Source organism: Streptomyces sp. NPDC032198, from assembly GCF_040636975.1.
Classification (GTDB): domain Bacteria; phylum Actinomycetota; class Actinomycetes; order Streptomycetales; family Streptomycetaceae; genus Streptomyces.
In genome coordinates this window covers 89250-113769 of the sequence record NZ_JBEZVL010000018.1, presented here as the reverse complement: position 1 = coordinate 113769, position 24520 = coordinate 89250, and the positions used below count along the sequence as shown (strand labels likewise).

Here is a 24520-nt window from a genome sequence, read left to right as displayed (position 1 = left end):
CCGACCGTGACCCCATCGGGACCGGTCGGCAACCATCGTTCCGCCCCTCCCCGGCGTCAAAGGAGCATCAGTCACCACGATCCTCGGGGGTACGTCGAGATGCACGCGTCCAGCACGTCGAGGCACCGCACGGTCCAGGCACTCTTCGCCCTGCTGCTCGCCGCGGCCCTCGCACTCACCGGGTGCAGCGCGGGCGGCGCCAGCAGCGACAGCGACAAGGCGGCGGGCAGCGCCGCCCAGGAGGGCGGCGCCGCCGACTCCGACGGCAAGGGGGTGGCCGGGGGCGGCGCGGCGGACAAGTCCGGCCCGAAGGAGCCGCCCAAGCTCATCGGCACGCACATCATCCGCACCGCCACCCTGACCGTCCGCGTCAAGGACGTGCCGAAGGCCCTCGACGAGGCCCGCTCGGTGGCCGCCGACGCGGGCGGTGTCGTCGGCGACGAGACCACCGACCGCGACGGGCGCGGCCACGAGCGCTCCCGCATCGTGCTGCGCGTCCCGCAGGACCGTTACGACGAGGTGCTCACGTCCCTGGAGGGCACGGGCAAGCTGATCGAGCGCAAGGCCAAGGCGCAGGACGTCACCGACCAGGTCGTCGACGTGGAGAGCCGCGTCAAGTCGCAGCGGGCGAGCGTGGCGCGGGTGCGGGAGCTGATGGACAAGGCGACCAAGCTGAGCGATGTCGTCACCCTGGAAGGCGAGTTGAGCACCCGTCAGTCGGAGCTGGAGGCGCTGCTCGCCCAGCAGTCCTCGCTCAAGGACCGTACGAGCATGTCCACCATCACGCTTTCGCTCAGCGAGACGGCGGCGAAGAAGGCGGACGACGACGACCCCACGTTCCTGGACGCGCTGTCCGGCGGCTGGAGCGCCTTCGTGACGATGCTGCGGTGGCTGGCGGTCGTGCTCGGCGCGATGCTGCCGTTCGCGGCGGTGGCCGTGCTGCTGTTCCTGCTGTGGCAGCGCCTGGTGCGGCCCAGGCTGCCGCGCCGGCCTGCCGTGGCGGCGGCCCCCGTGGCTCCGGCCGCACCGGCGCGCGAAGGCGACGAAGGCTAGGAGGCCGTCAACTGCATCCGCGTCGTAGCGTGTCCGTATGAGTAGCGCGAGAGAGCGACTTGTCGTCATCGGGGGCGACGCGGCGGGCATGTCCGCCGCGTCCCAGGCACGCAGGCTCAAGGGCCCCGACGAGCTGGAGATCGTCGCGTTCGAGCGCGGCCACTTCACCTCGTACTCGGCCTGCGGCATCCCTTACTGGGTCGGCGGCGACGTCCCCTCGCGGGACGAGCTGATCGCGCGTTCGCCCGAGGAGCACCGGGCCCGCGACATCGACCTGCGGATGCGTACGGAGGTCGTGGAGATCGACGTCGAGGGCGGCCGGGTCCGCACCCGGGACCTGGAATCCGGCGAGGAGGCCTGGACGTCGTACGACAAGCTCGTGATCGGCACCGGCGCCCGGCCGGTCCGCCCGTCGCTTCCCGGCATCGACGCCCCCGGCGTGCACGGCGTGCAGACCCTGGACGACGGCCAGGCGCTCCTGGACACGCTGGCGGGCACGGAGGGCCGCAGGGCGGTCGTCATCGGCGCGGGCTACATCGGCGTCGAGATGGCCGAGGCCCTGATCCAGCGCCGCTACGAGGTCACGGTCGTCAACCGCGGCACGGAGCCGATGTCGACGCTCGACCCGGACATGGGCCGCCTCGTCCATGACGCGATGTCCGGCATGGGCATCGAGATGGTGAACGGCGCCGAGGTCACCAAGATCCTCACCGGTGACGACGGCCGGGTCAGGGCGGTGGCCACCGAGGACGCGGAGTATCCGGCGGACGTGGTGGTGCTCGGCATCGGCGTGCGCCCCGAGACGGAGCTGGCCCGCGCGGCGGGTCTGCCACTCGGCGAGTACGGCGGACTGCTCACGGATCTCGCGATGCGGGTGCGCGGCCACGAGAACATCTGGGCGGGCGGCGACTGCGTCGAGGTGCTCGACCTGGTCTCGGGCCGCGAGCGCCACATCGCGCTCGGCACGCACGCCAACAAGCACGGCCAGGTCATCGGCTCGAACGTGGGCGGCAGTTACGCGACCTTCCCCGGCGTCGTCGGCACGGCCGTCAGCAAGGTCTGCGACCTGGAGATCGCCCGTACGGGGCTGCGCGAGAAGGAGGCGCGGGCGGCCGGCCTGCGGTTCGTGTCGGTCACCATCGAGTCGACGAGCCGCGCGGGCTACTACCCGGGTGCGGCCGTGATGACGGTGAAGATGCTCGCCGAGCGCCTCACGGGACGGCTCCTCGGCGTCCAGATCGTCGGCCGCGAGGGCGCGGGCAAGCGCGTCGACATCGCCGCCGTGGCCCTGACGGCCCGGATGACGGTGGACCAGATGACGGCGCTCGACCTCGGCTACGCGCCGCCGTTCTCGCCGGTGTGGGACCCGGTCCTGGTGGCGGCTCGCAAGGCGGTCGCGGCGGTGCGGTCGGCGGGTTAGGTCCGCGCCGCTCCGCCGCGTCGTCGTGGCTCCGGCGGCCGGACCGGACGCCGTCCCAGGACCCCAGGACTCGGGAAACTCACCGGTCCCGGTCGAGGACGGGTCCAGTCCGCCGCCTCACCCGTCACATTCAGGCGAGATTTTCAGCCAACTACGAAACGACTTCGTCAGCGTGCGGTCCGCGTGTGGACATGCTCCACGAGCCGCGTCAGCGCGTCGGGATCCGTGGTCGGCAGAACGCCGTGGCCGAGGTTGAAGATGTGCCCATCGAGCCCCGCCGCGGCGGCCAGGACCTCGTCCGTCTTGGTCTCGACCGCCTCCCGCGTGGAGAAGAGGACCGCCGGGTCGAGGTTGCCCTGCAGCGCCTTGCCGGGGCCCACGCGCCGGACGGCCTCGTCCATCGGGACGCGCCAGTCGACGCCCATCACGTCGGCGCCCGCCTCGCCCATCAGACCGAGCAGTTCGCCCGTGCCGACACCGAAGTGGATGCGCGGCACCCCGTACGGGGCCACGGCCTCGAAGACCTTCTGCGACGCGGGCATCACGGAGCGCCGGTAGTCGGCGGGAGCCAGCGCGCCCACCCACGAGTCGAAGAGCTGCACGGCGCTCGCGCCCGCCTCGATCTGCACCTTGAGGAAGGCGCCGGTGATCTCCGCGAGCCGGTCGAGCAGATCCGCCCAGAGCTGCGGGTCGCCGTACATGAGCGCCTTGGTGTGCTCGTGATTACGGCTCGGACCGCCCTCGACCAGGTAACTCGCGAGGGTGAAAGGCGCCCCGGCGAATCCGATGAGCGGGGTCGACCCCAGCTCGGCCGTCAGCATGCCGATCGCCTGCGTCACGTAACTGACGTCGTCCGGCGTCAGGTCCCGCAGCTGGGCGAGGTCGGCGCGCGAGCGGATGGGGTTGGCGACGACCGGGCCGATGCCCGGCTTGATGTCCAGGTCGATGCCGATGGCCTTGAGGGGCACCACGATGTCGCTGAAGTAGATCGCGGCGTCGACCTTGTGGCGGCGCACCGGCTGCAGCGTGATCTCCGTGACCAGCTCCGGCATCATGCAGGACTCCAGCATGGCCGTGCCCTCGCGCACCTTGCGGTACTCGGGAAGTGAGCGCCCCGCCTGCCGCATGAACCAGACCGGCGTGTGCGGCACGGGCTCGCGCCTGCAGGCCTTCATGAAAGCGGAGTCGTACGTCGCTGCGTTCTGGTGGCCCGCGGGGCTGTTGTTGGCGCTCACGCCTGAAAGTCTCGCACGGGCGCCCGCACCGCCTGTCCCGAGGGACACCCTGGCTTGACCGGGGCCCCTCTCACGGGTGTCTCTCCCTGCGCGAAGCCGCCGTTCCCCTTAATCTTCCCCGCATGGCTGCGGCTCAAGGACAACGGTCGGACGGCGCTGGCGAGATGGAAAGTACGGAGGGGAAGGTGGCGGAATCGGCTCCGTTGGCCTTTCGGGCGGCGGTCGACGCGCTGCGCGGGGCACGGCTTCGGCCCGAGATCGAGATCGACCCGACGCGGCCGCCACAGCGCCTCGCACCGCATGCGTACGCCCTGGAGGCGGCGGTGGTCGAAGGCGACGAGGACCTGGCGGACGGACGTCTCGTCCTGCTGCACGATCCGGCGGGACACGACGCGTGGCAGGGCACCTTCCGCCTCGTCACGCTCGTCCGCGCGGAGCTCGAACCGGAGATGGCGGCGGATCCGCTGCTGCCCGAGGTCTGCTGGTCCTGGCTGACGGGCGCGCTGCAGGCGCGCGGTCTGGCCTGCGGGGAGCCGAGCGGCACGGTCACGCGTGCGAGCTCGCACTATTTCGGCGGGCTCGCCGAGCGGGCGCCCGCGTCGCAGATCGAGATCCGGGCGTCGTGGACGCCCCGCGAAGGGCCCGGCGGGACGCCGGACACGGCGGCGCATCTCATCGCGTGGTGCGATCTGCTCTGCCAGGTTGCGGGGCTGCCGCCGGTGAGCCAGGGGCACGGCGGCGAAGGTTCCGTGGTGTCGCTGCCGCAGCGGCGGGGGCCGCAGACGCCGTGAGGGACGGGGACGGCGCGAGGGGGTAGCCGGACGGGGGTAGCGGGCGGGGCATCGGGTGGGGCTCGGGTGGGCGCTGACGATCACGCGGATGAGCGATTCTGAACGACTCCGATTCGGGTTGATCTTCGGATGATCGATCGCGTGTCCGAATCGCCCGAATTGTTACTCACCAAATCGTGATCATTCTCTAAAGGCGGACGGGTTTGATGCCGAAGAGGTTGGTGACCTTGAAAGCACGGTTCGTCCCGGCTTCATCCCCGAGCCGGGTCAGTCCGCACCCCAGGAGGCCTGGTGTCCGTTCTCCTCGAGCAGCCCGCAAGCCTGGTCGCCTACCGCCCGAACAAGCCGACCGCCATGGTCGTCGTGGCCGACCCACGCGTCCGCTCCACCGTCACCCGCCACCTGTGGGCCCTCGGTGTTCGCGACGTGATCGAGGCCTCGTCGATCGCGGAGGCTCGTCCCCGCATCGGCAACCCCCGTGACATCTGCGTCGCAGACGTCCACCTCCCCGACGGCTCCGGCCTGACGCTCCTCTCAGAAACCCGCGCGGCGGGCTGGCCGAACGGCCTCGCCCTCTCCGCCGCCGATGACATCGGCGCCGTACGCAACGCCCTCGCGGGCGGCGTCAAGGGCTACGTCGTCACCGGCACCCGCAACAACGTCGGTCTCCCCACCCGTCCCGGCGCCGCGCCCATCGGCTCGGCCGCCGCCCGAATGCACCGCCGCCCGCCGGGCGCACCCAGCCACCCCGGTGGCTACCGCGAACTGTCCGGCCGTGAGGTGGAGGTTCTCCGTCTCGTCGCGGAAGGTCAGTCGAACAAGGCCATCGGTGTCTCGATGGGGCTCTCCGCCCTGACCGTGAAGAGCCACCTCGCCCGCATCGCACGCAAGCTCGGCACGGGCGACCGCGCCGGGATGGTGGCGGTGGCCCTGCGCACCGGAATCATCCACTGACTCATTTACACCCCTCGCGCGCCCGTCGACGGAACGTTCCGTCGACGGGCGCTGTGCATACACAGATACCCTTGACAGGTGACCGACGCCCAAGAGACCGCAGCAGACAGTTCACTGCGAACCACCGGAGGCGGCCCTCCGGACGACGTCGAAACGGCGCCGATCCCTTTGCTCGAGCCGCGTGATGGAATTCCTCCGGTGGTCGCCGACGCAACCTCGCTCGCCGAGGTGATCGCCGCGTTCGCGGCAGGAAGTGGCCCCGTGGCCGTGGACGCCGAACGTGCGTCCGGCTATCGGTACGGCCAGCGTGCCTATCTCGTGCAGCTCCGCCGTGAAGGCGCGGGCAGCGCTCTGATCGATCCCGTCGCCTGCCCCGACCTGTCGGAGCTCGGTGAGGCGATCTCCGACGCGGAGTGGGTGCTGCACGCCGCGACGCAGGATCTGCCGTGCCTCCGCGAAATAGGCATGATCCCCACCAGCATCTTCGACACGGAACTCGCCGGGCGCCTCGCGGGTTTCCCCCGGGTCGGCCTCGGCGCGATGGTCGAGGGCGTGCTCGGCTTCGTCCTGGAGAAGGGCCACTCGGCGGTCGACTGGTCGACACGGCCGCTGCCCGACCCCTGGCTGCGGTACGCGGCGCTCGACGTCGAGCTGCTCGTGGACCTGCGGGACGCGCTGGAGAAGGAGCTCGACCGGCAGGGGAAGCTGGGGTGGGCCCGCGAGGAGTTCGACGCGATCTCCTCCGCCCCGCCGGCGCCGCCGCGCAAGGACCCCTGGCGGCGTACGTCCGGGATGCACAAGGTGCGGCGCCGTCGCCAGATGGCGGTCGTACGTGAGCTGTGGACCGCCCGCGACAAGGTGGCCCAGCGGCGGGACGTGTCGCCCGGCAAGGTGCTCAGTGACGGCGCGATCGTGGAGGCGGCGCTCGGCCTTCCGCCGAACGTCCACGCGCTCTCCGGTCTCACCGGCTTCGGGCACCGCATGGGGCGGCGCCAGCTTGAGCAGTGGCAGGCCGCGGTGGACCGTGCGAAGGCCCTGCCCGACGCGGAGCTCCCGCAGCCCGGACAGACCGTCTCCGGGCCGCCGCCGCCCCGGTCCTGGGCGGACCGCGACCCGGCCGCCGCCGCTCGGCTCTCCGCCGCGCGGGCCGGAGTCTCGGCTCTCGCCGAGGAGCTGAACATGCCCCAGGAGAACCTGATCACTCCGGACACGGTACGAAGGGTCTGCTGGGAGCCGCCGGGTCAGGTGGACGCGGATTCCGTGGCCGCGGCGTTGGCCTCGCACGGGGCGCGGCAGTGGCAGATCACGCAGGTGACGCCCGCCTTGGTGAAGGCCCTCACCACGACCCCGGCCTGACGCCGGGGCCACCCGAGCTGGACCGCCGCGGCCTCGTCCTGACGCCGCCGCCATCCCGGCCCGGCCCGCCGCTCCGCGGCGGATGTCTCCCACCCACCCACCCGATTACCCCGCAGTGCCGGGGTGAGGGGCGGGTGGGTGGTTCGCGTGGGGAGCCTCCCTGGGCGCCGTGGGGGCCTCCCTGGATCGCCGCTTCGCGGCGGATCTCCTCCTCCCGCCCACCCGTTTACCCGGCAGTGCATCGAGCACCTACAGCTCCCGGAAGCACGCAGGGCGATCGGGTGGGCGGGCGGGAGACATCCGGCGCGAAGCGGCGGGACAGGACACGCCCCCGCCGGCCGCAGAAAGTGGGTGGCATCCGGCGCGAAGCCGCGGGGCAGGGCGAGCTGATCTGCGGCGTAGGGAGTGGCCCCGGCGCCGCGGGGGCGTACCCGTACAAGGTCCCCAGCAGCAGCCTCACCCCCCGGCGCCCCCGCTAAAGGCGCCCCCGCCGGACAATGTGACCTTCGCCTCCCCGAACCGGGACTGGGCAGCATAGTTACCGGCAAGTAGCATGGAACCCGGAAGCGCGCCGGCAGGCGCACCCGCACCCTGGAGGAGAGCCATCGTGCCTCGTACCGTCAGGGACGTCGTCTTCGTTGATGGCGTCCGCACCCCGTTCGGCAAGGCGGGCCCGAAGGGCATCTACCACGAGACCCGTGCGGATGACCTGATCGTCAAGGCCATCCGGGAGCTGCTCCGCCGCAACCCGGCCCTCGACCCCGCCAAGATCGACGAGGTCGCCATCGCCGCGACCACGCAGATCGGCGACCAGGGTCTGACGCTGGGCCGCACCGCCGGGATCCTCGCGGGGCTCCCGCAGTCCGTGCCGGGCTACTCCATCGACCGCATGTGTGCGGGCGCGCTGACCGCCGTGACGGCGACCGCGGGCTCCATCGCGTTCGGTGCGTACGACGCCGTCATCGCCGGTGGCGTCGAGCACATGGGCCGCCACCCCATGGGCGAGGGCGTCGACCCGAACCCCCGGTTCGTGAGCGAGAAGCTCGTCGACGAGTCCGCCCTCTTCATGGGCATGACCGCCGAGAACCTGCACGACCGCTACCCGAGCATCACCAAGCAGCGTGCCGACGAGTACGCGGTGCGCTCGCAGGAGAAGGCCGCCAAGGCGTACGCCAACGGCAAGATCCAGCAGGACCTGGTGCCCGTCTCCGTACGGCGGACCAACGAAGAAGCGGGCGAGACCGGTTGGGGTCTCGCCACCGCCGATGAGCCGATGCGTCCGGGCACCACCCTGGAGAGCCTCGCCGGGCTGAAGACACCGTTCCGTACGCACGGCCGCGTCACCGCCGGCAACGCCGCGGGCCTCAACGACGGCGCCACGGCGTCGATCATCGCCTCCGAGGACTTCGCCCGCGAGCACGACCTGCCGGTCAAGATGCGGCTCGTCTCGTACTCCTTCGCGGGTGTTGAGCCCGAGGTCATGGGCTACGGCCCGATCCCGGCCACCGAGAAGGCGCTCGCCCAGGCGGGTCTGTCCATCTCCGACATCGGTCTCTTCGAGATCAATGAGGCCTTCGCCGTGCAGGTGCTCGCCTTCCTGGAGCACTACGGCATCGCGGACGACGACACGCGCGTGAACCAGTACGGCGGCGCCATCGCGTACGGCCACCCCCTCGCCTCCTCCGGCGTGCGTCTGATGACGCAGCTGGCGCGGCAGTTCGAGGAGCAGCCGGACGTCCGCTACGGCCTGACGACGATGTGCGTCGGCTTCGGCATGGGCGCCACGGTCATCTGGGAGAACCCGAACCACAAGGACGCCGGAGGCGACAAGTGAGCAGCTCCACCACTGAGCTTCTGAAGGGTGCGGCCGAGCTGTTCCCGGACGAGGTCGTCACGCAGGCGCACGTACGCCACCTCGACCTGCCCGCGGGCGCCGGGCGCTTCGCGCTCATCACGCTCGACAACGGCTTCGACCACACCAAGCCGACCACCTTCGGCCCCGGCTCCCTGGCGAACCTGAACACCGCCATCGACCAGGTCGAGAAGGAGGCGGCCGAGGGCACGATCGTCGGCGTCGGTGTCACCGGCAAGCCGTTCATCTTCGCCGTCGGCGCCGACCTCAAGGGCGTCGAGATCCTCAAGCGGCACGAGGACGCGCTCGCCATCGGCAAGGGCGGCCACGAGGTCTTCAAGCGCCTCTCCGGCCTCGCCGTGCCGACCTTCGCGTACTACAACGGCGCTGCCATGGGCGGCGGTGTCGAGGTCGGTCTGCACTGCTCGTACCGCACCGTCTCCAAGGCCCTGCCGGCCTTCTCGCTGCCCGAGGTCTTCCTCGGTCTCGTACCGGGCTGGGGCGGCTGCGCGCTGCTCCCGAACCTGATCGGCGCCGACAAGGCCGTCTCGGTCATCATCGAGAACTCGCTGAACCAGAACCGCCAGCTCAAGGGCAAGCAGGTCTTCGAGCTCGGCATCGCCGACGCGCTCTTCGAGGGCGCGGACTTCCTTGAGCAGTCGCTGATCTGGACGGCCTCCGTCCTGAACGGTTCGCTCACGGTGGAGCGCCCCGAGATCGACCGCGGCGAGGGCTGGGACGCCGCCGTGGCGCGCGGCCGTGGCATCGCGGACTCCAAGGTGCACGGTGCGGCCCCGGCCGCCTACCGCGCCCTGGAGATCATCGAGGCCGCCAAGGACGGCGACCTGCAGAAGGGCTTCGACGCCGAGGACAAGGCGCTCGCCGACCTCATCATGGGCGGCGAACTGCGCAGCGGCATCTACGCGTTCAACCTCGTCCAGAAGCGCGCCAAGCGCCCGGCGGGTGCCCCGGACAAGAACCTGGCGCGCCCGGTCACGAAGGTCGGCGTCGTCGGCGCGGGCCTGATGGCCTCGCAGCTCGCGCTGCTCTTCCTGCGCCGCCTGGAGGTGCCGGTCGTGCTGACCGACATCGACCAGGCGCGCGTCGACAAGGGCGTCGGCTACGTCCACGAGGAGATCGACAAGCTCCTCCTCAAGGGCCGCGTCAACCAGGACAAGGCGAACCGCCTCAAGGGCCTGGTCTCCGGTGTCCTGGACAAGGCCGAGGGCTTCTCCGACGCCGACTTCGTCATCGAGGCCGTCTTCGAGGAGATCGGCGTCAAGCAGCAGGTGTTCGCGGAGGTCGAGGCGGTCGCCCCGGCGCACGCGATCTTCGCCACCAACACCTCCTCGCTCTCGGTCTCCGAGATGGCGTCGAAGCTGAAGCACCCCGAGCGGGTCGTCGGCTTCCACTTCTTCAACCCCGTCGCGATCCTCCCGCTCCTGGAGATCGTGCGCGGCGAGCAGACGGACGACGCCTCGCTGGCCACGGCCTTCGGTGTCGCCAAGAAGCTGAAGAAGACCGCGGTGCTCGTGAAGGACGCCCCGGCGTTCGTCGTGAACCGCATCCTCACCCGCTTCATGGGCGAGATCCAGAACGTCATCGACGAGGGCACCCCGGTCACCGTCGCCGAGAAGGCCGTCGAGCCGCTCGGTCTGCCGATGTCGCCGCTGGTGCTCCTCGAACTGGTCGGTCCGGCCATCGGTCTGCACGTCTCCGAGACGCTCAACCGTGCCTTCCCCGACCGCTTCACCGTCTCCCCGAACCTCGCGGCGGTCGTCAAGGCCGGCAAGCGCGGCTTCTACGTCTACGACTCCGGCAAGCCGGAGCTCGACCCCGAGGTCGCCGCTCTCCTCAAGCAGGGCGACACCGTCCTGACCGAGGAGCAGACCCGCGACCGCGTGCTCGACGCCGTGGCGCAGGAGATCGGCCTGATGCTCGACGAGGGCGTCGTCGCCGAGGCGCAGGACATCGACCTGTGCCTGATCACCGGCGCGGGCTGGCCCTTCCACCTGGGCGGCATCACGCCGTACCTGGACCGGGCCGGTGTCAGCGAGCGGGTCAACGGCAAGCCGTTCCTGGCGCAGGGCGTGGCCAGCGTGCCCGCGTAACACCCTCGCGCAGCACCTCCGCAGACGGGTGATGCCCGGCCGGCCCCTGGGGCCGGCCGGGCGTCACCCGTTTCGCAGGACTCCCTGAACCCGCGCCCACGCGCCCAGCGCGAGCCCCGACTCCGCCTTCTGGCGTGCGAGCCGCAGCGTGCCGTCCAGGCCGATGGTCGCCATGACCACACGGCCCCGGGCGTCGAGCGCCAACGCCGGGGAGCCCAGACAGGGTTCACCCGTCTCGGACCACCAGACGCCCGCCTTCTCGTCCTCCGTGGGGTAGGCCGCTATGACCGGGCGGCCGTCCTGGCCCCGGTGGGCGAGGACCGTGCAGTCGTGCCCCTCTATCGTCGCGCGTACGGCTGCCGTGGGGCCCTGGTCCGGGACCCCGCCGAGGGGCCGCATGTCCTCGTCGTCACCGCGGTGGGCCAGGACGCCCTTGCCGCGCGCGTCGGCCGCGTAGAACGTGAGGCGATCGGGGCCCGTCTCCAGGGCCGTGCCCGAGCCCGCGGCCGGGGGCAGCGGGATGTCGCCGGCGCGCTGGAACTCGCCGCCCTGCTTCTCCTGGGCCCAGTGCAGCGTCTTGTTCTCCGCCGGGCCGTAGACCTCCACCCGGCCCGTGGAGGTGGCGACCGCCGTGATGCCGTCGAGGACCTCGCGGACCTTGAAGTCCTTCCACCCCTCCCACTTGCCGCCCTTGCCCTCGCGCCGCAGCCGGACGCTGTTCACCGCGTCGCGCACGAAGACGTGGACCGTGCCCGCGGCGTCCACCGCGGCGGTCGGCGCGCCGAGGTGCGGGGCACGCTCGACCATCTTCGTGTGCGGGTTGCCGAGCGAGCGCCAGTCCATGAGCGGGCGGCCCGACTGGTACTGGAGGGCGTGCACGACGTCGACCTCCGTGCCGCCGCCCTCCTTGGGCAGGGTGCGCAGGGCGATGAAGTGGACGTACCCGTCGGCACCTTGGGCCAGGGTCAGATGGGTCAGGTGCGGCGCCTCGAAGAGGTCGGGGCCCGTCCAGTCGGGGCCGCCGGGACGGGTCTCCGTCCAGCGCAGCAGACCGTCCGCCGAGCGGGCGTACGCGGTGAGCCTGCCGTCCTTGCCGCGCAGCAGCCAGCGGCCGGTCGCGAGGGTGCCGCTCGCCGCGTGGTCGGCGGCGGCGGCCGTCTGGCGGGAGGGGTCCCGCTCGGGCCTGGGGGCGGACCTCTGCGGCATGACTCGGCGCGGGCCTTCCTACGAGTGTTCGTTTTCTCCGGTCCTGTCAGTCTACGTTCGCCGCGATCGGCTCCCGGCCGGGGCGAGCGGCCCCGGTGTGCCAGGGTGACGCCATGAGAACTCTTCTCGTCGTGGACGCGGCGAACGTCGTCGGCTCGGTCCCCGACGGCTGGTGGCGTGACCGGCACGGGGCCGCCGAGCGGCTGCGGGACCGGCTCGTCGCGTACGCCGAAGCGGGGCTCCCGGGCCGTCCGGGGCCGCTCGACGTCACCCTCGTGGTGGAGGGCGCGGCTCGCGGCGTGGAGTCCGTCGAAGGGGTACGTGTGGTCCCGGCGCCCGGCAGCGGCGACGACCGCATCGTGGAGCTGGTCGCCGATGCGGCACCGCGCCCCTGCGTCGTCGTCACGGCCGACCGGGAGCTGCGCCGCCGCGTCGGCGAGCTGGGTGCCGAGTGCCTGGGCCCGCGTGCGGTGCGTCAGCCCGCGGCCGAGGGGGAGCGGCCCGCGTCGGGGCGCGAGTAGATCACCGCGCCGTCCACCACCCCCACGCGCTCGTACCCCGCAGCGAGGATCCGCCGCAGGGAGGGCACCCGCTGCGGCGCGAAGGGCTTGCCCCGGGAGTCGTCCACGACGAGCGCGGGCGGATGGGCCGCCAGTTCGCCGCGGAAGACCTGCCAGGCGCCCTCCACGGCGTACTTCTCGCCCACCTGAGGGCCGTCGCGGCCACCGCTGTAGTTGGTCAGGAGCCCCGCCGTGAGATAGCGGCTCGCGGGGGCGCGGTCGGCCAGCCAGTACGTCTCGGGGTGTATGCCCCACACCAGGACCCGCTCCCCGGGTGACGTGCGGGCCCGGATCTCGCCCGCGATCCGCTCCGCGTGCGCCAGCTCGGGGCGCGGCGCCAGCATCCCCCAGGCCAGGAACAGCGCGCACGCCCCGGCCGAGACCGACACCGCCGTCAGGGTGCGCTCCCGGGGCAGGATCTGGAGCGCGGCGGTGCCCAACAGGGCGAGCGGCGGCGTCAGTTGGAGGTAGTAGTGCCCGAAGAAGTGGAAGCCGGCGAGGACCGCGCCCGCCGATGAGGCGAGCCAGAGCCATAGTTCCGTCGATCCGGTGCGGGCGATGCGCAGGACCCGTACGACGGGCGGGATGAACCCGGTGCAGGCCGCCGCGAGGAGTGCCGTGTTCGTCAGACCCCGGAAGAGCACGTGGAGTTCGGAGCCGGTGAAGGAGGCGTACGCCCCCGAGCCCGTCACCGTCCAGAACAGGAACCCCGCGGGATGCGTCACCGCGGCCGCCGCGATGACCGGCCCGCACAGCCCGACTCCCAGGCGCAGTAAGTCCCTTCGGGCGCCGCCCGTCCGCCACAGCAGCCACGCCACCGGCACCAGGGCCGCTCCCCCGGTCTGCTTGGCGAGGAACGCGCAGGCCACCGCGGCACCCGCCGCCCCCCAGCGGCGCCGGTCCGCGCACCAGAGGGCGGCGGCCGTGCACGGCAGCATGAAGACCTCGAAGGTGGCGGCCTGCGCGTCCTCGGGGTTCAGGCCGACGGAGACGAGGAGGTGGAGCACGCCCGCCGTGCGGCCCGCGCGGTCGCCCCAGCGGCGCCTGGCGATGAGGGCGAGGAGGACGGCGGTCAGGAGCTGGGCCGCCACCGCGAGCACCTTCAGCGGGAGCAGGGTGGCGTCCCCGAAGAGCGCGAACGCCCCCTCGTACAGCCAGGGGACGAGCGGTGGCTTGCGGTCGACGACCGTTTCATAGAGCTCTCCCCCGTCGGCCAGCATCCTTGCCTGGACGGCGAGATAGCCCTCGTCCGGACTCCACAGCGGCCACCGGAAGGAGGGGATCCGGGTGAGGCAGGCCAGCGCGGCGAGCAGGGGGAGCAGGCGCGGCCAGTACGGCGCTCGGGGCGCCGGGAGCGTGCGTACGGAGCGTAGTGATGCGGAGGGCTCGGCGAGCATGTGTGCACGGTATCCGGCCCCGCACTTCCCCTTGGATCGGGACATACAGGGCCGGACGAGAAGGCTCGGTGAAGGATGGACGACTACCGTGCGTCGTCGGCCTGCGGGTCGCGCTGGTGCAGACGGCTGTGCGAACGCCCGTAGACGAAGTAGATGACGATGCCGAGCACCATCCAGACGCCGAACCGCAGCCAGGTCTCCGCCGGCAGGTTGAGCATCAGCCACAGCGACGCGAGCACCGAAAGGATCGGCACGAACGGCACCAGCGGGGTGCGGAAGGAACGCGGCAGGTCGGGGCGCTGCTTGCGCAGCAGGATGACGCCGAGAGCGACCACGACGAAGGCGAACAGCGTCCCGATGTTGACCAGTTCGGCCAGTTCGTCGATGGAGGTGAAGCCCGCGACGACCGCGACGATCCCGCCGAGCAGCAGCGTGGAGCGGTAGGGGGTGCCGAACGTGGGGTGGACCTTGGAGAAGGTCAGGGGCAGCAGCCCGTCACGGCTCATCGCGAAGAACACGCGGGTCTGGCCGAGCAGCAGGATCATGCAGACCGAGGTCAGTCCGACCGCCGCCCCGAAGCTGATCAGGCCCGCCCAGAAGGGGTGTCCGACGGCTTTGAACGCGTCCGCGAGTGGCGCGTCCGTGGAGAGTTCGCTGTATTTCTGCATGCCCGTGACGACGACGGAGACGGCGACGTACAGGATCGTGCAGATGAAGAGCGAGCCGAGGATGCCGCGGGGCACGTCGCGCTGCGGGTTGTGGGTCTCCTCGGCGGCGGTCGCGACGATGTCGAAGCCGATGAACGCGAAGAAGACGACGGCCGCCGCGGTGAAGACGCCCATCACGCCGAAGTGCGAGGGCGTGAAGCCGAAGATCAGCTGGACCAGCGGCGCCGTGATGCCGCCGCCGCCCTCGGCGGGCTCGGACGCCGGGATGAACGGGTCGTAGTTGGCGCCGGTGATGAAGAAGGCGCCGACGATGATGACCAGGAGCACCACGGTGACCTTGACGGCGACGATGACGTTCGTGACCCGCGACGACAGCTTCATGCCCGCGACCAGGATGCCGGTCAGGACGAGCACCAGCACACAGGCGAGCAGGTCGAAGCCGAAGTTCCCTTCGTGCGTGCCGCTCAGCGACTGCGGCAGATGCATCCCGGCGGTGTCCAGGAGCGAGCGCAGATAGCCCGACCAGCCGACGGCGACCACCGCACAGCCGAGCGCCAGCTCGAGGATGAGGTCCCAGCCGATGATCCAGGCCGGGAACTCCCCGAGAGAGGCGTACGAGAAGGTGTACGCGGACCCGGCGACCGGCACCGTCGACGCGAACTCGGCATAGCAGAGCGCCGCGAGTCCGCAGACGAGTCCGGCCACGACGAAGGCGAGGGCGACCGCGGGCCCCGCCGTCTCCTTGGCGATCTTTCCGGTCAGCACGAAGATGCCGGTGCCGATGATGACACCGACGCCGAAGACCGTGAGGTCGAGGGCGGACAGCGACTTCTTGAGCGCGTGTTCCGGCTCCTCGGTGTCCCTGATGGACTGCTCGACGCTCTTCGTCCTGAAGAGACTGCTGCTCACGGGCGTACCTCCCACGCTTGTCGTCCCCGACATGATCGAGAGAGCGAGTACCCCGAAAGCCCCGGCGCGTGTCGATTCACGCGAATGGGCCGGTTCCACCACCCGTACAGGGTGCTGAAACCGGCCCATCGGCGGTGCATGTTGACTCAGTCGCGCGCGGGCTCCCCCGCCTCGACCGAGTCCACGGCTGCCGTGCGCTCGAACCTGCCGTCCAGCTTGGCGACCAGGCCGGTCACCTGGCGGGAGATGTCCGGGGCGGTCAGACCGATCTCGGCCATGATCTCCTTGCGCGACGCGTGGTCCAGGAAGCGCGGCGGGATGCCGAAGTCGCGCAGCGGTACGTCGACGCCCGCGTCGCGCAGGGCCTGGGCGATCGCCGAACCGACGCCGCCCGCACGGGAGTTGTCCTCGACGGTGACGACCACGCGGTGCTGCTCGGCGAGCGGGGCGAGCGCCTCGTCGACGGGCTTGACCCAGCGGGGGTCGACGACCGTCGTCGTGATGCCCTGCTTGTTCAGGAGGTCCGCGATCTCCAGGCACATCGGGGCGAGCGCGCCCACGGAGACCAGGAGGACGTCGGGCCGGCTGGTGCCCGCCTTGCGCAGGACGTCCATGCCGCCGACCTTGCCGACGGCCTTGACCGCCGGGCCGACCGCGCCCTTCGAGTAGCGCACGACGGTCGGGGCGTCGTCCACCTCGACGGCCTCGCGCAGCTGGAGGCGGACCTGGTCGGCGTCGCGCGGGGCGGCGATCCGCAGGGTCGGCACGCACTGCAGGATCGACATGTCCCACATGCCGTTGTGCGAGGCGCCGTCCGTGCCGGTGACTCCGGCGCGGTCCAGGACGAAGGTGACGCCGCACTTGTGCAGGGCCACGTCCATCAGGAGCTGGTCGAAGGCGCGGTTGAGGAACGTCGCGTACACCGCGAAGACGGGGTGCAGGCCGCCGCTGGCCAGGCCCGCCGCGGAGACGGCCGCGTGCTGCTCGGCGATGCCCACGTCGTAGACCCGGTCGGGGAAGGCCTTGGAGAACTTCTGCAAGCCGACCGGCTGGAGCATCGCGGCCGTGATGGCGACGATGTCCTCGCGCTCGTGACCGAGCTTGACCATCTCCTCGCCGAACACGGACGTCCAGTCCATGCCGCCGGACGCGATGGGCAGGCCGGTGTCGGGGTGGATCGGGCCGATGCCGTGGAAGTGGTCGGCCTCGTCCTCCTCTGCGGGCTTGTAGCCGCGGCCCTTCTCGGTGATGCAGTGCACGATGACCGGGCCGCCGAAGCGCTTGGCGCGCACCAGGGCGGACTCCAGGGCCTCGATGTCGTGGCCGTCGATCGGGCCGACGTACTTCAGGCCGAGGTCCTCGAACATGCCCTGCGGGGCGATGAAGTCCTTCAGGCCCTTCTTCGCGCCGTGCAGTGTCTCGTAGAGGGGCTTGCCGACGACCGGGGTGCGCTCCAGGAAGTCCTTGCCGCGGGCCAGGAAGCGCTCGTAGCCGTCGGTGGTGCGCAGGGTCGCCAGGTGGTTCGCGAGGCCGCCGATGGTGGGGGCGTACGAACGCTCGTTGTCGTTGACGACGATCACCAGGGGGCGGTCCTTGGCGGCGGCGATGTTGTTCAGCGCCTCCCAGGCCATGCCGCCGGTGAGGGCGCCGTCGCCGATGACGGCGACGACGTGGTCGTCCTTGCCCCGCACCTCGTTGGCCTTGGCGAGACCGTCGGCCCAGCCGAGGACCGTCGAGGCGTGCGAGTTCTCGATCACGTCGTGGTCGGACTCGGCGCGCGAGGGGTAGCCGGAGAGGCCGCCCTTGGTGCGCAGCTTGCCGAAGTCCTGACGGCCGGTGAGCAGCTTGTGCACGTAGCTCTGGTGGCCGGTGTCGAAGAGCACCTTGTCGCGGGGCGACTCGAAGACGCGGTGCATGGCGATCGTGAGCTCGACCACGCCGAGGTTGGGGCCGAGGTGGCCGCCTGTCTTGGACACTGCGTCGACGAGGAAGGCGCGGATCTCGCCGGCCAGCTGGTTCAGCTCCTCCGGGCTGAGCCGGTCCAGATCGCGCGGTCCCCTGATGCGGGTCAGCAGCGGCACCCGTGCCTCCTTGCAGTAGAGCTGTTCGAGCGTTGACCGGATGTTGCCGGGCCTGTTGAGTCTAATGTTCCGCCGCCGAAGGTGACGTCCGGGCCGGGAGTTCCGCATCACGCGATCGGCGGTACCCCGGCGGGACACAGAGAGCTGCCCGGCACCGCGTCATTGCGGTGCCGGGCAGCTCTGTACCGGGTTCTGGCAGGTCAGGCGCGGCCTGCCGTCTTCTGGGTCTTGCGGGTGATCGAGTCGATCACGACCGTGGCGAGCAGTACGCCACCGGTGATCATGTACTGGACCGGAGTCGCGATTCCTTCGAGCGCCAAGCCGTACTGGATCGACGTGATCACCATGACGCCCAGGAGGGCGTTCCAGGTGCGGCCCCGGCCACCGAAGAGGCTGGTGCCGCCGATGACGGCCGCCGCGATGGCGTTCATCAGGAGGTCACCGGTGCCGGCGCCCTGGTTGGCGGCGGCGATCTTGGAGGCCATGAAGAGACCGCCGGTCGCCGCGAACGTACCGGCGATCGCGTAGACCGACGTACGGACCAGGGTGACGTTGATGCCCGCGCGGCGGGACGCCTCGACGCTGCCGCCGAGGGCGAAGACCTTGCGGCCGTAGGTGGTGCGGCGCAGCACGAAGTCGGTGCCGACCAGGACCACCAGGAAGATCACCAGGGCCAGGGGCAGGCCCTTGTACTGGTTGAACATGATCGCCGCGGCGAAGGCCACGACGGCCAGGGCCACCGTGCGCACGATGATCTCGCTCAGCGGCCTGGACGGGACGCCGGCCGCCTCGCGGCGGCGGCTGTCCAGGAAGGCGGAGAGGAAGAAGGCGGCGACGGCGACGACCGCGAGGCCGTAGGCGGCGGCGACGTCCGTGAAGTAGTACGAGGTCAGCTTGGCGATCAGGCCGTCGGAGTCCAGGTTGATGGTGCCGTTGTCACCCAGGATCTGCAGCATGAAGCCCTGCCAGAACAGCAGGCCTGCCAGGGTGACGGCGAACGCCGGGGCGCCGATGCGCGCGAAGAAGAAGCCGTGGATGGTGCCGATCACGGTGCCGGTGAGGATGGCGACGATCAGCGCGACCCACTCGGGGGCGCCGTGCGTGACGGCGAGCACGGCGGCGACCGCGCCCGAGACACCGCTGACCGAGCCGACCGACAGGTCGATCTCGCCGAGCAGCAGCACGAAGACGATGCCGACCGCGATCAGGCCGGTGCCGACCATGGCGACGGAGATGTTGCTGAGGTTCTCCGCGGTCATGAAGCGCGAGTTCATGCTGGCGAAGATCGCCCAGATGATGATGAGGCCCGCGATGACCGGGATGGAACCCAGGTCACCGGCGCGTATCTTGCGCTTGAACTCGGTGATGTAGCCCGCGAACCCCTGCTCGCGCACGAGCAGGCGGGGGTCCACCGCGGTGACGGCGTCGGCCGCGGCCGGCGGGGCGTCGACGGGTGCGTCGCCTGGCGTGGAGGTCTTCTCGATGCTCACTTCTGGACCTCCACGTTGCGCGCCGCGCGACGGGTCACGGCGTTTTCCGTGGCACCCGTGATCGCGGAGATGATCTCTTCCTGCGAGGTGGTCTTCACGTCGAAGATCCCGTTGTTCCGGCCGAGCCGGAGCACCGCCACCTTGTCCGCGACGGCCTTGACGTCCGCCATGTTGTGGCTGATGAGAATGACCGCGTGGCCACGCTCGCGCAGCCGCTCCACCAGGTCGAGGACCTGCGCGGTCTGCTCGACGCCGAGGGCGGCGGTGGGCTCGTCGAGGATGACGAGCTTGGGCTCGCCGAGCATCGAGCGGGCGATCGCCACCGTCTGGCGCTGACCGCCGGAGAGCGAGGCGATCGGAATGCGGACGCTGGGTATGCGAATCGACAGCGTGGTGAGGAGCTCGCGGGCGCGGCGCTCCATCTCGACCTCGTTGAGCACACCGCGCTTGCGCAGCTCACGCCCGAGGAAGAGGTTGCCGACGACGTCGATGTTGTCGCACAGCGAGAGGTCCTGGTAGACCGTCGCGATGCCCAGGTTCTGGGCGTCGTGCGGCTTGTTGATCTGGACGGCCTTGCTCTCCCACTCGATGACGCCGTCATCGATGGGATGCACGCCGGCGATCGTCTTGACCAGCGTGGACTTTCCTGCGCCGTTGTCGCCGACCAGGGCGACCACCTCACCGGCGTGGACCTCAAGCTCGACGTCGGTGAGCGCCTGGACGGCACCGAATCGCTTGGAGACCCCGCGCAACGCCAACACGGGCGTAGCGGACACGTGAACCATCTCCTTCGCCGCCTGACCGGCGGGAGGTTGAACAGAAGAGAACGAGAAGAACGAGAAGAACGAAAGGAACGAAACGAGCCGCGGGTGACCGGAGCGCGTTTCTGTCCGGCGCCCCGCCTAGAGCTGCGGGGCTGTTGGAACGGGGCGCCGGACAGGCCTCAATGGTGGTGAAGTCCCGGGCTGCTGGGGGGACTTACTTCAGGCCGACCTTGCCGCAGTCGGCCTTGTACTTGGCCGTGCAGATCTCGTCGACGGAGTAGATGCCGTCCTTGATGACGGTCTCCTTGATGTTCTTGTCGGTCAGCGAGACGACCGGGACGAGAACGGTGGGAACGTCCTTGGCGGTGGGGCTGTCGACGGTCGTCTTGGCGATCGAGTCGAGCTTCTCGCCCTTGCCGAGCGCGACGGCCATCTTCGCGGCGATCTCGGCTTCCTGCGGGTAGGACTTGTAGACGCTCATGAACTGCTCGCCCGCGACGATGCGCTGCACACCGGCGAGTTCGGCGTCCTGGCCGGTGACCGGCGGGAGCTTGGAGATGCCGGCGGCCTTGAGGGCGGTGATGATGCCGCCCGCCATGCCGTCGTTCGCGGAGTAGACACCGACGATCTTGTCCTTGCCGATCGCCGAGATCGCGCCCTCCATGTTGGCGTTGGCGTTCTCCGGCTTCCACTCCTTGGTGTCGTACGACTTGCCGACCTTGACCTTGCCCTTGAGCTCGGCCTCGGCGCCCTTCTTGAAGAGCTTGGCGTTCGGGTCGGTGATCGCGCCGTTCATCATCACGATCTCACCGTCCTTGGCCTTGTCGCCCATCTCCTCGAGGAGGGCCTTGCCCTGGACGTGGCCGACCTCTTCGTTGTCGAAGGAGGTGTAGGAGTCGATCGGGCCTTCGGCGAGGCGGTCGTACGCGACGACCGGGATGCCCGCCTCCTTGGCCTTCTTGACCGAACCGGCGATCGCCTTGGAGTCCACGGCGTCCACGATCAGCACGTCCACCTTGTTGGTGATCATGGTGTCGGCCTGCTGGTTCTGCGTGTTGGCGTCCTGCTTGGCGTTGGCGTAGGTGATCTTGCCCTTGCCGTTCGTCAGATCCTTGACGTGCTTCTCGATCAGCGGCTTGTCGAACTTCTCGTAACGCGCGGTCTGGTTCTCCGGCAGGAGCAGACCTATGTTCAGCGCGTCGCCCTTCTTGGAGCTGGGCTCATCGGACTTGTCACCACTGGACTCCTTGGCGCTGCCACAGGCGGCGAGGGTGACGGCCATGGTGGTGGCGGCAACGGCAACGGCGGCACGACGCATACGCGTGTTCATTCGGGGGCCTCCCTGACGTGGCCGCGTCGTTGCGGCCGAGGTGGCTCGAAGTCAACTCGGCCGCCACACCGGCGTCAAGGAGTAAATCCTTAACGAGATGACAACGGTGCCATGCGTTATCTAAGTGAAGGCAGGTGCGGCCACCGGTGCAGAGCCATCCAAAAGGGTCGAATCGCCCATTTCACTGAGTGCGAGGGCCAGCGCTCCGAGCACCTCCGCACGGCCCCCCAGAGCCCCTGGAAGCACGGAGAGCTGGCGCGCGGCGCTGGGGATCGCATAGCGCCCCACGGACTCCCTGATGGGCCCCAGGACCAGCTCACCGGCCTCCGCCAGGTCACCGCCGAGGACGACCCTGCTGGGGTTCAGGAGGTTGCAGAGGTTGGCCACACCGCTGCCGATGTGCCGGCCGACGTCGGCGATCACGCGGCGGCAGCCGGGGTCGCCGTCCCGCGCGAGGCCCACCACGCGCTCCATGGTCAGCTCGGTGCCGTGGCTGGACTGGAGCAGGGGCAGCACATAGCGGGCCGCCGCGAAGGTCTCCAGGCAGCCGCGGTTGCCGCAGCGGCAGACCGGGCCCGACTCGTCCAGCGTGATGTGGCCGATCTCGCCCGCGGTGCCGCCGGGGCCGCGGTAGATCCGCCCGTCGATGACGAGACCGGCGCCGACACCGCTCGCGACCTTGATGTACGCGAGGTCCTTGACTCCGCGGCCGCTCCCCCAGACCAGCTCGCCGAGCGCGCCGAGGTTGGCGTCGTTGTCGACGTGCACGGGGACCCCGAGGCGGTCCTTGAGCTCCTCGGCGGGCTTCGTCCCCGTCCAGCCCGGCAGGATCGAGGTCGAGCCGAGCGTCCCGGACTCCACGTCGATGGGCCCCGGCACGCCGAGGCCGATGCCCGCGATCTTCGCGCGGTCCACGCCGGTCGCCGCGATCAGCCTGCTGACCAGCTGCTCCGCCCGGTCGAAGCCCTGCGCGGCCGACGCGTCCACGTCCAGCGGCTCGGCCTCTTCGGCGAGCACCTGGTGGGCGAGGTTGCCGACGGCCACGCGCAGGTGCGTATGGCCGAAGTCCACGCCGATGACGATGCCCGCGTCGCCGCTGAGCGCGACGCTGCGGGCCCTGCGGCCGCCTGCCGAGGTGGGCGTGACCTCGACCGTTCCACCGTCCTTGAGCTCCCGGACGATGTTGGAGACCGTGGCCGCGGACAGACCTGTCGTCCTGGCGATCTCCGCCTGAGTGAGCGACCCGGCGAGCCGTACGGCACGTACGACCCGCTCGAGATTGGCCCGGTGCAGCGACGACTGCGACCCCGGAGTCTCCATTGACTCAGCCACCCTTTTCCGTATGACGTCACAGCGACTTCGCTGCCCGTACAAGTTGTGAACTCCAAGCTCTGCTGAACGGGTTGGCGCAGTCAAGTCCTTGACCCAAATCGGCACTCCGGAACAGCGGGACAGGCCGGGTCCAAGTGGCGAGGATGCACCCCAAACCACCCAGACCCGGCCTGAGAGGGCCGATCCGTTACTTGACCGATCCCGCGGTGAGACCCGAGACCACGTGCCGCTCGATGAAGGCGAACAGCACGATGACCGGCACGATCGCCACCACGGACGCCGCGAAGAGGTAGTTCCACTCCACGGTGTAGGCGCCGATGAAGTTGTTGATGCCGACGGTCAGCGGCTGCTTGTCGGGTTCGGTGGTGAGCGTGAGGCCCATCACGAACTCGTTCCAGGAGGTGATGAAGGTGAAGATCACCGCGGTGACCACGCCCGGCAGCGCGAGCGGCAGCGTCACCTTCACCATCGCCCCGAAGCGGCTGGTGCCGTCCACCATCGCCGCCTCCTCCAGCTCCGGCGGGATGGAGCTGATGTAGGCGGTCAGGATCCACACCGCGAACGCGAGGTTGAACGCCGCGTTCGTGATGATCAGCGTCCAGACCGAGTTGAGCATGTCCAGCTGGTGGAACTCGCGGTAGAGGCCGACCAGGAGGGCGGTGGGCTGGAACATCTGGGTGATCAGGACGAGCAGCAGGAAGGCCTTGCGTCCCCGGTAGCGCACGCGCGCCGTGTAGTACGCGGCGGGCAGCGAGACCAGGAGCACCAGGAGCGTCGCGCCGCCCGCGACCAGCAGGGTCACCTGCAGGTTCTGGCCGAGCTCGGACTCCTTCCAGACCTCGATGAAGTTCGACCACTCCAGGTTCTGCGGGAGGTACGTCCGGTCGCGCAGCTCGTCCTTGGGACGCAGCGCGGTGATCACCATCTCCAGGTACGGAGCCAGGAAGATCGCCGCGAGCGCCCAGGCGACCACGGTGATGACCAGGGTGCGCGGCCGGAACGTGCGCTTGGCCGTGGGGCGGGGCGCGGGGCTCTTCGGTGACCCCGCGCGGGTCTGGGTCGCGGTGGCCATCAGTCCTCCTCGTTCCATCGGCTGACCTTCAGGAAGATCAGCACGAGTACGACGACCATCGCGAAGTTGACCACCGACATCGCGGCGGATTCGCCGATGTCGGTCTCCTTCAGCTTGTACATGAACACCATGGTCGTGGAGGTGTCATAGCCGGGACCGCCCTGCGTCATGGCCCAGATGATCGGGAACGAGTTGAAGACGTTGATGAGGTTGATGACCACGCCGACCAGGAACGCGGGCCGCAGCATCGGCACCGTGATGTGCCGGTACGTCTGCCAGGGGCTCGCCCCGTCGATCCGCGACGCCTCGTAGACCTCGTGCGGGATGGTCTGCAGTCCGGCGAGGAGCGTGTACGTGGTGAAGGGCAGCGACACGAAGATCGCGACGGCCATCATCCACGGCCAGGCCGTCTCCGGTTTGCCGAGCCAGTCCTTGGACTTGTCGATGAGACCGAGGTCCAGCATCAGCGTGTTGAGCACACCCGCGGTCTGGTTGAGCATCCACTTGAAGCCGATGGCGGTCATCAGGACGGATGCCGCCCAGGGCGCGATGAGCGCCCAGCGGGTGACGGTGCGGCCGGGGAACTTCTGGTTGAAGAGCTGGGCGAGGGCGAGCGAGAGCAGCATCGTCACCGACACCACGACGACGGTCCACACGACCGTCCAGAGCAGGACCGACCCGAAGTCGGTCTCCTCGAAGAGCTTCTTGTACTTGTCGGTCCCCGCGCTGCCGCGCACGATGCCGGCGATGGAGATGTTGAGGAACGAGGTGCGGATCAGCTCGACGACCGGCCAGATGACCACGGCGAGGATCAGCAGAATGACGGGCGCTATCCAGGGCAACGGGCCGAGTCGGGCGATGCCGCTGCGTCGGCTCACCGGCCTGGGTGCGCGCCCGCTCCGTCCCCGGCCGGTTTCGGCCGGGGGCGGAGGGGCCTTC

19 protein-coding genes are annotated in these 24520 nt (G+C 70.2%); 8 read left to right on the top strand and 11 right to left on the bottom strand.

Going from position 1 to position 24520, the window contains the following annotated elements:
* The first annotated feature begins 99 nt into the window (after positions 1 to 99).
* Positions 100 to 1053, top strand: coding sequence for a DUF4349 domain-containing protein (locus AB0E78_RS37140; RefSeq protein ID WP_361842633.1), 954 nt, complete (start codon positions 100 to 102; stop codon positions 1051 to 1053).
* 37 nt (positions 1054 to 1090) lie between these two features.
* Positions 1091 to 2473 carry an FAD-dependent oxidoreductase gene (locus tag AB0E78_RS37135; RefSeq protein ID WP_361842630.1) on the top strand — a complete coding sequence of 461 codons (1383 nt, stop codon included), beginning with the start codon at positions 1091 to 1093 and terminating at the stop codon, positions 2471 to 2473.
* A 167-nt stretch (positions 2474 to 2640) separates the two neighbouring features.
* Here the strand turns inward: AB0E78_RS37135 and hemE are convergent, their stop codons facing one another.
* The gene (gene hemE, locus AB0E78_RS37130) at positions 2641 to 3708 is read right to left on the bottom strand and encodes a uroporphyrinogen decarboxylase (protein WP_361842627.1); all 1068 of its coding nucleotides are present in this window, start codon (positions 3706 to 3708) and stop codon (positions 2641 to 2643) included.
* 122 nt (positions 3709 to 3830) lie between these two features.
* Between hemE and AB0E78_RS37125 the strand changes: the two genes are divergently transcribed.
* From AB0E78_RS37125 to AB0E78_RS37105, 5 genes are all read left to right on the top strand, one after another.
* Positions 3831 to 4499: a DUF3000 domain-containing protein gene (locus tag AB0E78_RS37125; RefSeq protein ID WP_361842624.1), complete on the top strand. Its 669-nt coding sequence runs from the start codon at positions 3831 to 3833 to the stop codon at positions 4497 to 4499.
* A 291-nt stretch (positions 4500 to 4790) separates the two neighbouring features.
* Positions 4791 to 5453: a response regulator transcription factor gene (locus AB0E78_RS37120; RefSeq protein ID WP_160507754.1), complete on the top strand. Its 663-nt coding sequence runs from the start codon at positions 4791 to 4793 to the stop codon at positions 5451 to 5453.
* 78 nt (positions 5454 to 5531) lie between these two features.
* On the top strand, positions 5532 to 6809 hold the full coding sequence (locus AB0E78_RS37115) for a ribonuclease D (RefSeq protein WP_361842622.1): 1278 nt from the start codon (positions 5532 to 5534) through the stop codon (positions 6807 to 6809).
* 607 nt (positions 6810 to 7416) lie between these two features.
* On the top strand, positions 7417 to 8643 hold the full coding sequence (locus AB0E78_RS37110; protein WP_361842619.1) for an acetyl-CoA C-acyltransferase: 1227 nt from the start codon (positions 7417 to 7419) through the stop codon (positions 8641 to 8643).
* Entirely contained in the window at positions 8640 to 10772 is a 2133-nt protein-coding gene (locus AB0E78_RS37105; RefSeq protein ID WP_361842616.1) for a 3-hydroxyacyl-CoA dehydrogenase NAD-binding domain-containing protein, read from the top strand. Before AB0E78_RS37110 ends, AB0E78_RS37105 begins: the two co-directional genes overlap by 4 nt.
* Positions 10773 to 10835: 63 nt before the next feature.
* Here AB0E78_RS37105 and AB0E78_RS37100 read toward each other — a convergent pair whose 3' ends face one another.
* Positions 10836 to 11978: a hypothetical protein gene (locus AB0E78_RS37100; protein WP_361842614.1), complete on the bottom strand. Its 1143-nt coding sequence runs from the start codon at positions 11976 to 11978 to the stop codon at positions 10836 to 10838.
* Positions 11979 to 12091: 113 nt separating this feature from the next.
* On the opposite strand from AB0E78_RS37100, the gene AB0E78_RS37095 reads away from it, so the two are divergent.
* Entirely contained in the window at positions 12092 to 12499 is a 408-nt protein-coding gene (locus AB0E78_RS37095) for an NTP pyrophosphohydrolase (RefSeq protein WP_361842612.1), read from the top strand.
* On the opposite strand, the gene AB0E78_RS37090 is transcribed toward AB0E78_RS37095, so the two are convergent.
* From AB0E78_RS37090 to AB0E78_RS37050, 9 genes are all read right to left on the bottom strand, one after another.
* Positions 12454 to 13935 carry a glycosyltransferase family 39 protein gene (locus AB0E78_RS37090; RefSeq protein ID WP_361842609.1) on the bottom strand — a complete coding sequence of 494 codons (1482 nt, stop codon included), beginning with the start codon at positions 13933 to 13935 and terminating at the stop codon, positions 12454 to 12456. The genes AB0E78_RS37095 and AB0E78_RS37090 overlap by 46 nt on opposite strands.
* Before the next feature lie 83 nt (positions 13936 to 14018).
* Positions 14019 to 15545, bottom strand: coding sequence for an amino acid permease (locus AB0E78_RS37085; protein WP_361842606.1), 1527 nt, complete (start codon positions 15543 to 15545; stop codon positions 14019 to 14021).
* A 113-nt stretch (positions 15546 to 15658) separates the two neighbouring features.
* The gene (dxs, locus tag AB0E78_RS37080) at positions 15659 to 17593 is read right to left on the bottom strand and encodes a 1-deoxy-D-xylulose-5-phosphate synthase (protein WP_361842604.1); all 1935 of its coding nucleotides are present in this window, start codon (positions 17591 to 17593) and stop codon (positions 15659 to 15661) included.
* 200 nt (positions 17594 to 17793) lie between these two features.
* A complete protein-coding gene (locus AB0E78_RS37075) occupies positions 17794 to 19083 on the bottom strand; it encodes a sugar ABC transporter permease (RefSeq protein ID WP_361842601.1) in 1290 nt (429 codons plus the stop codon).
* Entirely contained in the window at positions 19080 to 19868 is a 789-nt protein-coding gene (locus AB0E78_RS37070) for an ATP-binding cassette domain-containing protein (RefSeq protein WP_361842598.1), read from the bottom strand. Before AB0E78_RS37070 ends, AB0E78_RS37075 begins: the two co-directional genes overlap by 4 nt.
* Before the next feature lie 193 nt (positions 19869 to 20061).
* The gene (locus AB0E78_RS37065) at positions 20062 to 21177 is read right to left on the bottom strand and encodes a sugar ABC transporter substrate-binding protein (protein WP_361842595.1); all 1116 of its coding nucleotides are present in this window, start codon (positions 21175 to 21177) and stop codon (positions 20062 to 20064) included.
* A gap of 120 nt (positions 21178 to 21297) precedes the next feature.
* Positions 21298 to 22497, bottom strand: coding sequence for an ROK family transcriptional regulator (locus AB0E78_RS37060; protein WP_361842592.1), 1200 nt, complete (start codon positions 22495 to 22497; stop codon positions 21298 to 21300).
* A 199-nt stretch (positions 22498 to 22696) separates the two neighbouring features.
* Positions 22697 to 23581, bottom strand: coding sequence for a carbohydrate ABC transporter permease (locus tag AB0E78_RS37055; RefSeq protein ID WP_361842589.1), 885 nt, complete (start codon positions 23579 to 23581; stop codon positions 22697 to 22699).
* On the bottom strand, positions 23581 to 24459 hold the full coding sequence (locus AB0E78_RS37050; RefSeq protein WP_361842586.1) for a sugar ABC transporter permease: 879 nt from the start codon (positions 24457 to 24459) through the stop codon (positions 23581 to 23583). The genes AB0E78_RS37055 and AB0E78_RS37050 overlap by 1 nt, the downstream gene beginning before the upstream one ends.
* Between the last annotated feature and the right edge of the window lie 61 nt (positions 24460 to 24520).